A 12,230-nucleotide genomic window follows, 5' to 3' on the forward strand; every position below is an offset into this window, starting at 1 on the left:
CCGCTGCGCCTGCCCGCCCGACAACTGGCCCGGGCGGCGCTTCCCGAAGTCCCCCAGGCCGACCCGGTCGAGCCACTCGCCCGCGAGCGCCCGCGCCTCGGCCCGGCCCAGGCCGCGCCGGCGCGGCCCGAACGCGATGTTGTCGACCGCGTTCAGGTGCGGGAACAGCAGGTAGTCCTGGAAGACGACGCCGATCCGCCGGTGCTCGGGCGGCGTCCAGCGCCCGCCGCCGCGCGGCTCGTCGCGCACGGCACCGTCAAGGATGGCACCGTCGAGCGCGATGTGCCCCGCCGTCAAGGCTTCGAGGCCCGCGAGGGCCCGCAGCGCCGTGGTCTTCCCGGCCCCGTTGGGGCCCAGCAGCGCCACCGTCTCGCCCGGGGCGACCTGGAGGCGCAGGTCGAGGCGGAACGCGCCGCGGTCCACCACGAGGTGCGCGTCCAGGCCATGGGCTACTGAGGCGCTCATGCGACCGACGTCCAGCGCTCGCGCAGCGACGCCAGCACGATCACCGACACCGCCAGCAGGATCAGGCTGAGCACGATCGCGGCCTCCAGGTCGGATTGCAGCGCAAGGTAGACCGCGAGCGGCATGGTCTGGGTCCGGCCGGGGAAGTTGCCCGCGAACGTGATCGTCGCCCCGAACTCGCCGAGCGCCCGCGCCCAGCACAGGACCGCGCCCGCGAGCACGCCCGGGGCGATCATCGGCAGCGTCACGCGCGTGAACACGGTCCAGCGGCCCGCCCCGAGCGTCGCGGCCGCCTCCTCGAACCGCACGTCCGCCCCGCGCAGCGCGCCTTCGACGGACACGACCAGGAACGGCATCGACACGAACGTCATCGCCAGGACCACCGCGGCCGTCGTGAACGGGATCGTGACGTCGAAGCGCTCGTATAGCCAGGACCCGATGATCCCGCTGCGCCCGAACACGAGCAGGAGCGCGACGCCGCCTACGACCGGCGGGAGCACCAGCGGCACCGTCACGAGCGCGCGCAGGAGGCTCCGCCCGGGGAAGTCGCCGCGGGCGAGCAGCCACGCGATCGGGACGCCGAACAGGAGCGACAGGGCCGTCGCCATCGTGGCCGTGACCAGGGACAGCCGCAGCGCGTCGAGCATCGCCGGTTCGGCGAGGCGCGCGGGGAGTTCGGCCCACGGGGCGCGGATGAGCAGGCCCGCGAGGGGGAGGATGAGGAACGCGAGCCCGGCGGCGGCGGGCACCAGGAGCGCGGCCGGGACGCGGCGGCGGCTGCGGGTTCGCTTGGCGGGCATGGCGTTCCCCATCCTAGGCCGCTAGGGCCGCTGGAATCCGGCGGTTTCGAGGACGGCCCAGGCGTCGTCGCCGAGGACGTACTCGGTGAACTTGGCGGCCAGGTCGGGCTCGGGGGCGTCGGCGAGGGTGGTGATCGGGTAGGTGTTGACGGCCTCGGCGGACTCGGGGAACTCGATCGCGTCCACTTCGTCCTGTGCGGCGATGGCGTCGGTGCGGAAGACGAGCGCGGCGTCGACCTCGCCGAGGGTGAGCTTCTGGAGGGTGGACTTGACGTCGGCCTCGTAGGTGACGGGGACGAGGCCGGTGCCGGAGGCGTCGATCGCGGTCTGGGCGGCGGCGCCGCAGGGGACCTCGGGGGCGCAGGCGGCGAAGGTGAGGCCCGCGAGGTCGGCGAGGCCGGTGACGCCGTCGGGGTTGCCTTCGGGGACGGCGATGACGAGCTGGTTGAGGGCGAACGGCTGCGGGTCCTCGGCGGCGCCGGCGTCGACGGCCTTGTCCATGTTCTTCTGGTCGGCGGAGGCGAAGACGTCGGCGGGCGCGCCCTCGGTGATCTGCGCGGCGAGGTCGGAGGAGCCGGCGAAGTTGAACTCGACGGTGACGCCGTCGTGCTCGGCCTCGAACTGGTCGCCGATCTCGGTGAACGCCTCGGTGAGCGAGGCGGCGGCGAAGACGGTGAGGGTCGCCGGGTCGGACCCGGCGTCGGTGCCGTCACCGCCGTTCCCGCAGGCGGAGAGGACGGCGAGCGCGAGGGCGGCGGTCAGGGCGAGGGCGGGTCTGGTGCGCATGCGGGTCTCCCGGGGTGCGGTGGCGGCCTTCGGCACGGTCATTTCTCGGCCGTGTCACTTCTCAACGACGACGTTGGTGGACTTGACGATCGCAGTCGCGAGGGAGCCGACTTCGAGGCCGAGTTCGTCGACGGCCTCGCGGCTCATGAGGGAGACGACCCGGAACGGGCCGACCTGGAGGTCGACCTGGGCCATGACCTGGTCCTTGACGATCGCGGTGACGATGCCGCGCAGCCGGTTGCGCGCCGAGGAGCTCCCGGTCCCGTCGGGGGCGGCGGCCCGGTCGCGCGCGAACGCGGCCAGGTCGGCCCCGGTGATCACCCGGTGCCCGTGCTCGTCCCGGTCGGCGGCGAGCCGCCCGGCGTCGATCCAGCGGCGGAGGGTGTCGGCGGAGACCCCGAGCAACTCGGCGGCCTCCCCGATGCGAAACGTCGTCACACTCCGAGCATAACCTCGCGGATGCGACGCCAGTGTTGACACTCGCTCGCATTTGCGAAGCCGTTATCGTGAACCCCTCGCGGATGCGGCCCCGAGATGTCGTACCCCTGTGGCACGGTTTTTGAACCGGGGGCCCACCGGTTGGTCGGTACTCGCGACCGAAAAGCGCCTTGTGCTGCCCTCTGAACGCCGCTGGCGGCGGGGCGGGAAAACGTCGTACCCGTGTGGCACGGTCGTTGAACCGGGGGCCCGCGAATTCGGCGGGCCTGGCGGCCGAAAAGCGGCTTGTGGTGCCCTCGAAACCCCGACCCCGACCTGGATTCCGCGCCGGTCCGCCGGGGCTCAGCCCCAGCCGAGCTCGTGGAGGCGCTCCTCCTCGATGCCGAAGTGGTGGGCGATCTCGTGGACCACGGTCACCGCGACCTCTTCGACGACCTCTTCGGCCGTCGCGCACATGCGCAGGGTCGGGCCGCGGTAGATCGTGATCGTGTCCGGGAGGACCCCGCCGTACTCCCAGCCCCGGTCGGTCAGGGCCGTGCCCTGGTAGAGGCCGAGGAGCTCCCGGTCGGTGCCCTCGGGTTCCTCGTCGACCAGGATCACGACGTTGTCGAGCATCGCCATCAGCTCGGCCGGCACCGAGTCGAGCGCGTCGGAGACCGCCGCCTCGAAGTCCGCCTCGTCCATATCTACCGCCACACGCCCACAATATGCGCTGGGGAGCCCGCAGGCCCGGCCGGTAATCTGTGGACGTGATTGATCTGCGAGCACTGCGAGAGCACCCTGACGCCTATCGCGACAGCCAGCGCAAGAGGGGCGCGTCCCCGGACGCGGTCGACGCCCTCCTCTCCGCCGACGCCGAGCACCGCAGCGCCCTCCAGTCCTTCGAGTCCCTGCGCGCCGAGCAGAAGGGCCTCGGCAAGAAGATCGCCAGCGCCGCCGCCGACGAGAAGCAGGAGCTGCTCGACCGCACCAAGACGCTCGCGGGCGAGGTCAAGGAGGCCGAGTCGCGGGTGACGGCGACGGCCGCGGCGTTCGACGCGGCCGGGAAGGCCATCCCGAACCTCGTCGCCGAGGGCGCGCCCGCCGGGGGCGAGGACGACTACATCGTGCTGCGCGAGGTCGGCGAGCGCACCGAGATCGAGGACCCGAAGGACCACCTGGAGCTCGGCACCGCGCTGGGCCTGCTCGACACCGAGCGGGGCGCGAAGGTCTCGGGCTCGCGGTTCTACTACCTGACCGGCGACGGGGCGCTGCTCCAGCTGGCGATGCTGAACCTCGCGATGCAGCAGGCGGTGGAGACGGGCTTCATGCCGATGATCCCGCCGGTGCTCGTGCGCCCCGACGCCATGGAGGGCACGGGTTTCCTCGGCGAGCACGCCGACGAGATCTACTACCTGGAGCGCGACGAGCAGTACCTGGTCGGGACCTCCGAGGTGCCGCTCGCGGCGTACCACTCGGGGGAGAACCTGGGCGAGCTGACGCAGCCGCGCCGGTACGCGGGCTGGTCGTCGTGCTTCCGCCGCGAGGCGGGTTCGTACGGGAAGGACACCCGGGGGATCATCCGGGTGCACCAGTTCGACAAGGTCGAGATGTTCTCGTACTGCCGGCCCGAGGACGCGGCCGGCGAGCACGAGAAGCTCCTGTCCTATGAGGAGCAGATGCTTCAGAAGATGGAGCTGCCGTACCGGGTCATCGACGTCGCCGCGGGCGACCTGGGGACCTCGGCGTCGCGGAAGTTCGACTGCGAGGCGTGGGTGCCGACGCAGGGCCGCTACCGCGAGCTGACCTCGACCTCGAACTGCACGACGTTCCAGGCGCGCCGCCTGAACGTGAAGTACCGGGACGAGCAGGGCCGCAACGCGGTCGCCGCGACCCTGAACGGGACGCTCGCGACGACGCGCTGGATCGTGGCGATCCTGGAGAACCACCAGCTCCCGGACGGGACGGTGAAGGTGCCGAAGGCCCTGCAGCCGTACCTTGGCAAGGAGATCCTGGAGCCGAGGAAGTAGTGACGCGCGAAGCGCCCGCCGACCATTGGTCGGTGGGCGCTTCGTTTTGCGGGCACGGCGAATGGTCGGAGGATCGATGGGCCCCCGGTCAAAACCCTGACACGGGGGTACGACAGTTCGCGGTCGGGCGGTTTCAGGGCAGCGCGAGGATGTTTTCGGTCGCCCGTCCCGTCGTATCTGCGGGCCCCCGGTTCAAGAACCGTGCCATACGGGTGCGACGGGAAGTGCTCGAACAAGTGGTGAGCGGTGCTCGGGTTGGGTGGGTCATTCGGCGAGTCGGGCTTCGAGCCAGGCTTTGAGGACGAGGGCGTGGTTGACCTCGGTGTCCTTGGCGGCGTAGAGGAGGGTGACGGGGCCCTGGCGGGCGGCGGTGAGGAGGGGTTCGGCGCGGTCGGGGTGGCCGTCGAGTTCGCCCCGGTAGCGGGCGGTGAACTCCTCGAAGCGGTCGGCCATGTGGCCGAACCAGATGCGCAGGTTCGGCGAGGGCGCCGCGTCCTGGGCCCACTCGACGCCGTCGAGGTCCTCCTTGCTGACCCCGCGCGGCCACAGCCGGTCGACCAGGAACACCGTCCCGGCCCGCTGCGGGTCCCGGCGGTAGTCGTAGACGCGTTCGATCGTGATGTCGGACATATACGCACGGTAGGCTGCCGCGCCCCGCGATGGGTGGGTTTGGTGCGATTGCAGCTTTCACGAGTCCGGTCACGTGAGTTCAGCCGCTCGACACCTCGCCGTTCACCGCGGTGGCGCTACCGTTGGAGGCGTGTCAGACATCGCCCCGGCCATTCCCAGAGAGCAGCCCCCGAAGCTCGTCGCCGTCGATCTGGACGGCACCGTCGTGGACTACCACGACGAGCAGCTCACGACCCCGTCCCGCGCCGTGATCGAAGCCGTCGCGAAGGTCCGCGCGGCCGGGGTGCCGGTCGCGGTCGTCACCGGCCGGGCCCTGTGGGGCACCGTGCGCACCGCCACCGACCTGGGCCTGGACGAGGGCTTCGCGTCGGCGAACCACGGTGCCGCCGAGTACGACCTGGGCCGCGGCGAGGTCTCGCACGAGGCGGTCGTCGACACCAGGGCCGCGATCGAGGCGTTCCTCGCCTCCGACCCCGACGTCGAGTTCGCCGTCGCGCACGGCCTCGACGGCTGGTGGCACACCAAGGGCTTCAAGCGCGACTTCCACGCCAAGTGGGCCGGGGTCATCGACCTCGACGGCATCCTGGAGCGCCCCGCCGCCCGGATCGTCGCCCGCGTCGCCTCCGACAACAAATACGGGAGCGCCAGCCGCTGCCCGCACGCGATGCGGCTCGCACAGGGCGCAGGCCTCGACCCGCTCGCGTACCACGTGGAGGTCGGCTACAACGGCTGGGTCGACGTCGGCCCGCCCGGGGTCAGCAAGGCCACCGGCATCGCCCGCATCGCCGAGCGCTACGGCGTATCATCGGCCGACACCGTGGTCTTCGGCGACGCCCACAACGACCTGACCATGTTCGCGTGGGCCGGATACGCCGTCGCCATGGCGCAGGCCGACCCCGATGTGCGCGCGGCCGCCGACGAGGTCGCGCCCTCGGTGTGGGAGGACGGCGTCGCGAAGGTGCTGTCCCGCTGGTTCCCCTGAGCCCGGCGGGAGTTCGACGTACGAGATTCGCGGCGGCGGTCGCGGTTACCGAGGAGGACGCATGATCCAACTGGCCCGGCTCCCCAGACTCGTCGCCACGGACCTCGACGGGACGGTCGTCCGCTCGGACGAGTCCGTGTCCCCCCGGACCATGTCCGCGCTCAAGCGGCTCGCCGCCTCCGGGGTCATCCTCGTCGGCGCCACCGGCCGCGGCCCGCGGCTGCTCGACCTGTGCCGCAACGACGTCCCGTCCGCGGACTTCCTCGTCATGGCGCAGGGCGCGTTCGTGTACGAGTGCCGCTACGACGACACGGTGGTCGAGCTCGCCGACCGGTCCGTGGACGGCGCGGTCCTCCGCGAGGCCCTGCGGCTCATCGAAGCCGAGGTCGGGCCGCTGCGCGCGATCGCCGAGCCCGCCGACCCCGACCGGGCCCTCACCGGCGACGAGATGCCCGACTGGCCGTGGTCGGCGGTGCGATTGGAGACCGCGCCCCGGGACGTCGCGTTCACCGGCCCGATGGTCAAGGGCTACTTCGTGTCCGACAGCTTCACCGGGCCCGAGCTGCTCGTGGCCGCGCAGGACGTGGTCGACCCCGGGCTGGTCACCGTCACCGAGTCCGGCGTCGGGATGCTCGAAGTGTGCCCCGTCGGGGTCACCAAGGCCGCCGGCATCCAGGTCGTCCTCGACAAGTTCGGCATCGACTGGTCCGACGTGCTCGTCTTCGGCGACGCCACCAACGACCTGCCGATGATCAAGGCCGCCGGGCACTCCGTGGCGATGCCCAACGGGCACCCGTGGGTCCAGGCCGCCGCCAGCGAGATCGCGCCCGCCGGGAACAACGACGACGGCGTCGCCCAGTACGTCGAGGAGCTCCTCGAACTCCTCTAGGGACGCTCCGGGGCACTGTCAGATCAAGGACACCGCGACTACCGGGCGTTGCGCCGCAGCGCGAACCGCCTTAAGCTCCTCTGTGGTGGGGACCGAACTGGCCGAGACGTGTTCGCGCACAGGAGAATTCGCATGTCCCACACCGAAGACGTGCCCTTTGGCATGCCCTACCGCCGGGAGACCCGCTACGACCCGCCCGCCGGTCTCCTGCAACTCCAGGAGCAGCCGCTGCGGCGCATCCGGTACTACCCCGACGGCGTCGAGGGCTGGCTCGCCACCGGCCACGCGCTCTCGCGCCGCATCCTCGCCGACCCCCGGTTCGTCACCGGCGAGCGGTTCGTCCACTCGCCCACCGAGCTCCCGCACGTCTTCGTCTCCATCTCCGAGCAGGTCCCGCCCGGGTTCTTCCTGTTCTTCGACCCGCCCGAGCACACCCGCCTGCGCCGCAAGGTCACCGGCGTGTTCACCGTCAAGCGCATGAAGGAGCTGGAGCCGCGCGTCGCCGCCATCGTCGACGAGCGCATCGCGGCCCTCAAGGCGGCCGGGCCCGGCGCGGACCTGGTGCGCGAGTTCGCGCTCCCGGTGCCCGCCCTCGTCATCTGCGAGATGCTCGGCGTCCCCTACGCCGACCGGGACGCGTTCCAGCGCAACTCCGCCGACATGCTCGACCTCGCCCGGTCCGTCGAGGACCGCAACAAGTCCATGGCCGAGCTGTTCGGGTACCTCATGCAGCTCGTCCCCGCCAAGCGGGCCGACCCCGGCGACGACCTCCTCAGCGTCCTCGCCGCCGACCCCGAGCTCCACGACGTCGAGACCGCCGGCGTCGGACTGATCCTCCTCGTCGCCGGCCACGAGACCACCGCGAACATGCTGGCTCTCGGCACGTTCGCGCTCCTGGAGCACCCCGGCCAGCTCGCCCGCCTCCACGACGACCCGGCCCTGTGGCCCGCCGCCGTCGAAGAGCTCCTGCGGTACCTCACCGTGGCGCACAACGGGGTCATGCGCATCGTCAAGGAGGACGCCGAGATCGACGGGCGGCACTTCCGCGCCGGCGAGCACGTCACCGTCGCCCTCCAGGCCGCCAACCGCGACCCCGGCAAGTACGAGCGGCCCGGCGACCTCGACGTCGAACGCGACGCCCAGGGCCACATGGCCTTCGGGCACGGCCTCCACCAGTGCGTGGGCCAGCAGCTCGCGCGCGTCGAGATGCGCATCGGCTTCGCGAAGCTCTTCGAGGCCGTCCCGGACCTGCGCCTGGCCGTCCCCCCGGAGGAGATCCCCATGCGCAGCGACATGGCCGTGTACGGGGTCCACACGCTGCCCGTCGAATGGTAAGGCGCCCATGAGGATCGCGGTCGACCGCGAAGCGTGCACGAGCGCGGGCATGTGCGCGCTCACCGACCCGGCCCGCTTCGACCAGGACGAGGACGACGGCCGCGTCGTCCTCTTGGAGGCCGAAGCGCGCGACGGCGACCCGGACGCGACGGCCGCGGCCGAGCTGTGCCCCTCAGGAGCCGTCACCCTCCACTGGTGACAGTGGCGGCATAGACGCGCGGCCGGGACCTACCTCCACCAGTGCGGTCCCGGCCGCGTCCCAACGTCCCTCAGCGCACGTCCCACACCGGCTCGTCCGACTCGACCACTTCGCCGTCGTTCTGGAAGACCACGAACCGGTCGAAGCCGCGCGTGAACCAGCGGTCGTGCGTGACCGCGATGACGGTGCCCTCGAAGGACTTCAGGCCCTCTTCGAGCGCCTCGGCGCTGGCGAGGTCGAGGTTGTCCGTCGGCTCGTCCAGCAGCAGGCACGTCGCGCCCGACAGCTCCAGCAGCAGCACCATGAACCGCGCCTGCTGGCCGCCGGACAAGGTGCTGAAGTCCTGTTCGGACTGTCCGTTGAGCTCGTAGCGCGACAGGGCGCTCATCGCCTTGGAGCGTTCGAGCGAGGGCCGGTCCCGGTCGCCCTCCCAGAGGATGTCGCGCAGCGAGCGCCCGGCGAACTCCGGATGCTCGTGCGTCTGCGAGAAGTGTCCGGGATGGACTCTCGCGCCGAGGCGCGCGGTCCCGCCGTGCCGCACCGGATCCAGCTTCCGCTCGGGGGCGACGCCGACCTCGGGGTCGGTGCCGCCCTGGGCGAGCAGGCGCAGGAAGTGCGACTTGCCGGTGCCGTTCGCGCCCAGGACCGCGACCCGGTCGCCGTACCAGACCTCCAGGTCGAACGGGAACGTCAGGTCCTCCAGCTCCAGGCCCTCGCAGACGACGGCCCGCTTGCCGGTGCGCCCGCCTTCGAGCTTCACGCGGATGTCCTGGTCGCGCGGCGGCACCGGCGGCGGCCCGGCCTCCTCGAACTTCCGCAGCCGCGTCTGCGCGGCCCGGTACCGCGAGGCCATGCCGTCGTTGTACGCCGCCTTGTTCTTGTACATGAGCATGAGCTCGCGCAGCTTCTGGTGCTCCTCGTCCCAGCGCCGCCGCAGCTCCTCGAACCGCTCGTGCCGCGACACGCGCGCCTCGTGCCAGCTCGCGAACCCGCCGCCGTGCGTCCAGGCCGTCCCCGCTTCGAGCGTGACGATCCGGTCGGCGGCGTTCGCGAGGACCTCCCGGTCGTGCGAGACGAACAGGATCGACTTGTCCGACTCGCGGATCGCCTGCTCCAGTTCGCGTTTGGCCGGGACGTCGAGGAAGTTGTCCGGCTCGTCGAGGACGAGCACCTCGTCGCGCCCCTGGAGCAGCAGGTGGAGCGCGAACCGCTTCTGCTCGCCGCCCGAGAGGGTCCGCAGCGGCCGCTGCTCGACCTCCGTCCACGGCTTCCCGAGGACCGCGACCGCGACGGTGTCGCACACGACCTCGAACTCGTACCCGCCCGCCTCGCCCCAGTCGGCGAGGGCCTGCGCGTACGCGAGCTGGTCCCGCTCGGTCCCGCCGTCCCCGGCCATCATGCGCCCCTCCGCCTTGCGGCGCCGCTGCCAGACGGAGCGCAGCCGCGGCGGCCCCAGCTCGACCGCGAGGTCGCGCAGGGGCCGCTCGCCTTCGCGCATGCCCACGAGCTGGCGCATGACGCCGAGCCCGCCCGAATGCGACACGGTCCCCGCCTCGGTGGCGAGGTCCCCGGTGACGATCTTCAGCAGGGTCGTCTTCCCCGTCCCGTTCGCGCCGATGAGCGCCACCTTCGCGCCCTCGCCGACGCGGAACGACACGTCCGAGAACAGGGTCCTCCCGTCCCCGAGCACGTACCGCACGCCTGACAGGTCCACGAATCCCATCCCGCGATTGTGGTCGGCCCCGAGCACGCACGTCAAAGCGTTTGCGGAGCCTGGAGGCCGAGGAACCGCTCCAGGTGGGTTTCGGCGCGGCGGTCGAGGGCGTCGTAGTGGGCGGCGCGGGCGTCGCCGGTGAGGGGCTCGCCCAGGGTGAGGTTGCCTTCGGCGTCGACGGTCTGCGGTTCGCCCTCGGCGTCGTGGAGGACCGCGACCGCGGAGTCGGTGATGCCGTTGTAGAACGAGATCCCTTCGCGCAGCACCCGGTCGAGGGTCTCGGCCATCCAAGCCGCGAACTCGTCGCCGTCGCCCGCGCCGGCCAGGCCGAGCCACAGCATCCGCTTGCCCGCGAGGCGGGGCTTGCTGCGCCCGTAGGCGAACCCGTAGTTCCACACCCGGTCGATCCAGCCCTTGAGGAGCGCCGGGACGCTGTTCCAGTAGATGGGGAAGACCGGGACGATCACGTCGGCGGCGAGGACGCGCGCCATGTGCGCCCGCACCTCCGGGGAGTACTCCTTGTCGCGGTCGCCCCAGTCGGGCTGGTCGGCCTCGGTCATGCGCGGGTCGAAGCCCTCGGCGCGCAGGTCGAGCAGGTCGATCCCGTACCCGGCCTCCTTGAGGCGCGCGGCGACCACGTCGCCGACGTGGGCCGTGAGCGAGTCGGCGCGGTGGTGCGAGACGACGACGAGGGCGGTCGGGTTGGCGTTCATGCTGGCCTCCAGGCGTTTCGGTGCGTTGGAACCAGTACAGCCGCGAAACCGTGGACGGTCGATGCCTGAGGCGCTCTGTTCCATGCGCATGCGTCTACGATGGGGTCATGGACCCGCTCAGTGAACTCCTCAGTGGCATCCGCGCCGAAGGCGCGATCCTCTCCGACGCGTTCCTCAAGGCGCCCTGGGTGGTCGGCTTCGACGACCGGGCCCCGCTCACCATGGTCACCGTGGCGCGCGGCGGCGGCGTGCTCCTCCTCGCCGACGGCACCGAGGTCCCCGTCAAGGGCGGCCAGACCGCGATCGTGCGCGGCCACGAGCCGTTCCGCATGGCCGACACCGCGGCCTCGGTCGAGCGCCCGCACCTGGAGTACTGGCTCACTTGCTTCGACCCCGAGGCGTGCGGGCCCGACGGCGTCCCCGTCCACCCCGGCGGGCCGGGCGAGGGCACCGACCTGTTCGTCGGCGCCTACCGGGCCTCGGGCCGGCGCCACGAGCGGCTCCTGCGCGCCCTGCCGCCCGTGCTCGTCATCGACGACGGCACCGACGTGTGCGTCATGCTCGACGAGTGCGCCCGGGACCTCGCCTCCCGCAAGCCCGGCACGCAGGCGTACATCGACCGGCTCTTCGACTGGGGGCTGGTCTGCACGCTGCGCACCTGGTTCGACCAGCAGGGCGAGCGGGCCCCGTCCTGGTACCGCGGCTTCACCGACCCCGTCGCCGGGCCCGCCCTGGAGGCCATCCACACCCGCCCGTCCGCGCCGTGGACCGTCGCCGGGCTCGCCACCGAGGCCGGGGTCTCGCGGGCGCTGCTCGCCAAGCGGTTCAACGAGCTCATGGGCGAGCCGCCCCTGACGTACCTGACGGACCGGCGCATGGAGCTCGCCGAGGAGCTCCTCGCCGACCCCGACCTCACGGTGGCCCAGATCGCCCGCAGCGTCGGCTACGCCGACCAGTTCGGCTTCAGCAACGCCTTCAAGCGCAGGAAGGGCAAGAGCCCCACGGCGTACCGCGCGAAAGCGGCCGTCTAGCGGTCGGTGCGGACCCACCAGTGCGCGCCGAGACCCGCCGGGTCGGTGAGGCGGGCCGACTCTCCCGCCCTCGCCAGGGCCATCGCGTACTCGACGGGCGCGCGGTACGCCAGGCCCATCGGCGGGCGCTCGGCGCGCATGCCCAGGGCCCGCAGCGCGTCGCCCTGGCGCTCGACGCGGTCGGCGCCGAGCGCGTCGACCGCGACGTGCGCGGTCAGGTCGCAGGTGCCGTCCGGGAC

Annotated in this window: 14 protein-coding genes and 1 pseudogene; 6 read left to right on the plus strand and 9 right to left on the minus strand. The window is 72.0% G+C overall.

Going from position 1 to position 12,230, the window contains the following annotated elements; genetic code table 11:
• The 5 genes from DI269_RS16725 to DI269_RS16745 form a co-directional block, all read right to left on the minus strand.
• The coding region (locus DI269_RS16725) for an ATP-binding cassette domain-containing protein (protein ID WP_115509856.1) at positions 1-465 on the minus strand (465 nt) is incomplete at its 3' end.
• Positions 462-1,277, minus strand: coding sequence for an ABC transporter permease (locus DI269_RS16730; protein ID WP_112137848.1), 816 nt, complete (start codon positions 1,275-1,277; stop codon positions 462-464). The genes DI269_RS16725 and DI269_RS16730, both read right to left, overlap by 4 nt.
• A gap of 9 nt (positions 1,278-1,286) precedes the next feature.
• A complete protein-coding gene (gene modA / locus DI269_RS16735) occupies positions 1,287-2,051 on the minus strand; it encodes a molybdate ABC transporter substrate-binding protein (RefSeq protein ID WP_112137872.1) in 765 nt (254 codons plus the stop codon).
• 54 nt (positions 2,052-2,105) lie between these two features.
• Positions 2,106-2,489 carry a TOBE domain-containing protein gene (locus tag DI269_RS16740; RefSeq protein WP_112137850.1) on the minus strand — a complete coding sequence of 128 codons (384 nt, stop codon included), beginning with the start codon at positions 2,487-2,489 and terminating at the stop codon, positions 2,106-2,108.
• Positions 2,490-2,831: 342 nt separating this feature from the next.
• The gene (locus tag DI269_RS16745; RefSeq protein ID WP_112137852.1) at positions 2,832-3,173 is read right to left on the minus strand and encodes a metallopeptidase family protein; all 342 of its coding nucleotides are present in this window, start codon (positions 3,171-3,173) and stop codon (positions 2,832-2,834) included.
• Between the two features lie 65 nt (positions 3,174-3,238).
• Between DI269_RS16745 and serS the strand changes: the two genes are divergently transcribed.
• The gene (gene serS, locus DI269_RS16750) at positions 3,239-4,498 is read left to right on the plus strand and encodes a serine--tRNA ligase (protein WP_112137874.1); all 1,260 of its coding nucleotides are present in this window, start codon (positions 3,239-3,241) and stop codon (positions 4,496-4,498) included.
• Between the two features lie 264 nt (positions 4,499-4,762).
• On the opposite strand, the gene DI269_RS16755 is transcribed toward serS, so the two are convergent.
• A complete protein-coding gene (locus tag DI269_RS16755) occupies positions 4,763-5,128 on the minus strand; it encodes a DUF488 domain-containing protein (protein WP_112137855.1) in 366 nt (121 codons plus the stop codon).
• Positions 5,129-5,258: 130 nt separating this feature from the next.
• Here DI269_RS16755 and DI269_RS16760 point away from each other — a divergent pair, with 130 nt between their 5' ends.
• The 4 genes from DI269_RS16760 (at position 5,259) to DI269_RS16775 (ending at position 8,533) form a co-directional block, all read left to right on the plus strand.
• Positions 5,259-6,110: an HAD family hydrolase gene (locus DI269_RS16760; protein WP_157975045.1), complete on the plus strand. Its 852-nt coding sequence runs from the start codon at positions 5,259-5,261 to the stop codon at positions 6,108-6,110.
• Between the two features lie 61 nt (positions 6,111-6,171).
• The gene (locus DI269_RS16765; RefSeq protein ID WP_198667492.1) at positions 6,172-6,999 is read left to right on the plus strand and encodes an HAD family hydrolase; all 828 of its coding nucleotides are present in this window, start codon (positions 6,172-6,174) and stop codon (positions 6,997-6,999) included.
• Between the two features lie 132 nt (positions 7,000-7,131).
• A complete protein-coding gene (locus DI269_RS16770; RefSeq protein ID WP_198667493.1) occupies positions 7,132-8,334 on the plus strand; it encodes a cytochrome P450 in 1,203 nt (400 codons plus the stop codon).
• Positions 8,335-8,341: 7 nt separating this feature from the next.
• Complete coding sequence (locus DI269_RS16775) at positions 8,342-8,533, plus strand: ferredoxin (RefSeq protein WP_112137861.1); 192 nt, start codon at positions 8,342-8,344, stop codon at positions 8,531-8,533.
• A gap of 70 nt (positions 8,534-8,603) precedes the next feature.
• Here the strand turns inward: DI269_RS16775 and DI269_RS16780 are convergent, their stop codons facing one another.
• Both DI269_RS16780 and DI269_RS16785 read right to left on the minus strand, forming a co-directional pair.
• Positions 8,604-10,256 (minus strand): ABC-F family ATP-binding cassette domain-containing protein, encoded by a 1,653-nt coding sequence (locus DI269_RS16780; protein ID WP_112137864.1) that lies wholly within the window; start codon positions 10,254-10,256, stop codon positions 8,604-8,606.
• Positions 10,257-10,288: 32 nt separating this feature from the next.
• Positions 10,289-10,960: an NAD(P)H oxidoreductase gene (locus tag DI269_RS16785; RefSeq protein WP_112137866.1), complete on the minus strand. Its 672-nt coding sequence runs from the start codon at positions 10,958-10,960 to the stop codon at positions 10,289-10,291.
• Between the two features lie 107 nt (positions 10,961-11,067).
• On the opposite strand from DI269_RS16785, the gene DI269_RS16790 reads away from it, so the two are divergent.
• Positions 11,068-11,991, plus strand: coding sequence for an AraC family transcriptional regulator (locus DI269_RS16790; RefSeq protein ID WP_112137869.1), 924 nt, complete (start codon positions 11,068-11,070; stop codon positions 11,989-11,991).
• Here DI269_RS16790 and DI269_RS16795 read toward each other — a convergent pair.
• Positions 11,988-12,230: pseudogene (locus DI269_RS16795) on the minus strand (SAM-dependent methyltransferase); the annotation flags it as partial. The gene DI269_RS16790 and the pseudogene DI269_RS16795 sit on opposite strands and share 4 nt — an antisense overlap.

Source organism: Glycomyces dulcitolivorans, assembly GCF_003265355.1.
Taxonomy (GTDB): Bacteria; Actinomycetota; Actinomycetes; order Mycobacteriales; family Micromonosporaceae; genus Glycomyces; species Glycomyces dulcitolivorans.

What these genes read in the sequence shown, in the direction of transcription:
- DI269_RS16730 (WP_112137848.1), bottom strand. Translation starts at nt 1,277, where the DNA reads ATGGGGAACGCCATGCCCGCCAAGCGAACCCGCAGCCGCCGCCGCGTC.
- modA (WP_112137872.1), bottom strand. Translation starts at nt 2,051, where the DNA reads ATGCGCACCAGACCCGCCCTCGCCCTGACCGCCGCCCTCGCGCTCGCC.
- DI269_RS16745 (WP_112137852.1), bottom strand. Translation starts at nt 3,173, where the DNA reads ATGGACGAGGCGGACTTCGAGGCGGCGGTCTCCGACGCGCTCGACTCG.
- DI269_RS16755 (WP_112137855.1), bottom strand. Translation starts at nt 5,128, where the DNA reads ATGTCCGACATCACGATCGAACGCGTCTACGACTACCGCCGGGACCCG.
- DI269_RS16765 (WP_198667492.1), top strand. Translation starts at nt 6,172, where the DNA reads ATGATCCAACTGGCCCGGCTCCCCAGACTCGTCGCCACGGACCTCGAC.
- DI269_RS16770 (WP_198667493.1), top strand. Translation starts at nt 7,132, where the DNA reads ATGTCCCACACCGAAGACGTGCCCTTTGGCATGCCCTACCGCCGGGAG.
- DI269_RS16775 (WP_112137861.1), top strand. Translation starts at nt 8,342, where the DNA reads ATGAGGATCGCGGTCGACCGCGAAGCGTGCACGAGCGCGGGCATGTGC.
- DI269_RS16780 (WP_112137864.1), bottom strand. Translation starts at nt 10,256, where the DNA reads ATGGGATTCGTGGACCTGTCAGGCGTGCGGTACGTGCTCGGGGACGGG.
- DI269_RS16785 (WP_112137866.1), bottom strand. Translation starts at nt 10,960, where the DNA reads ATGAACGCCAACCCGACCGCCCTCGTCGTCGTCTCGCACCACCGCGCC.
- DI269_RS16790 (WP_112137869.1), top strand. Translation starts at nt 11,068, where the DNA reads ATGGACCCGCTCAGTGAACTCCTCAGTGGCATCCGCGCCGAAGGCGCG.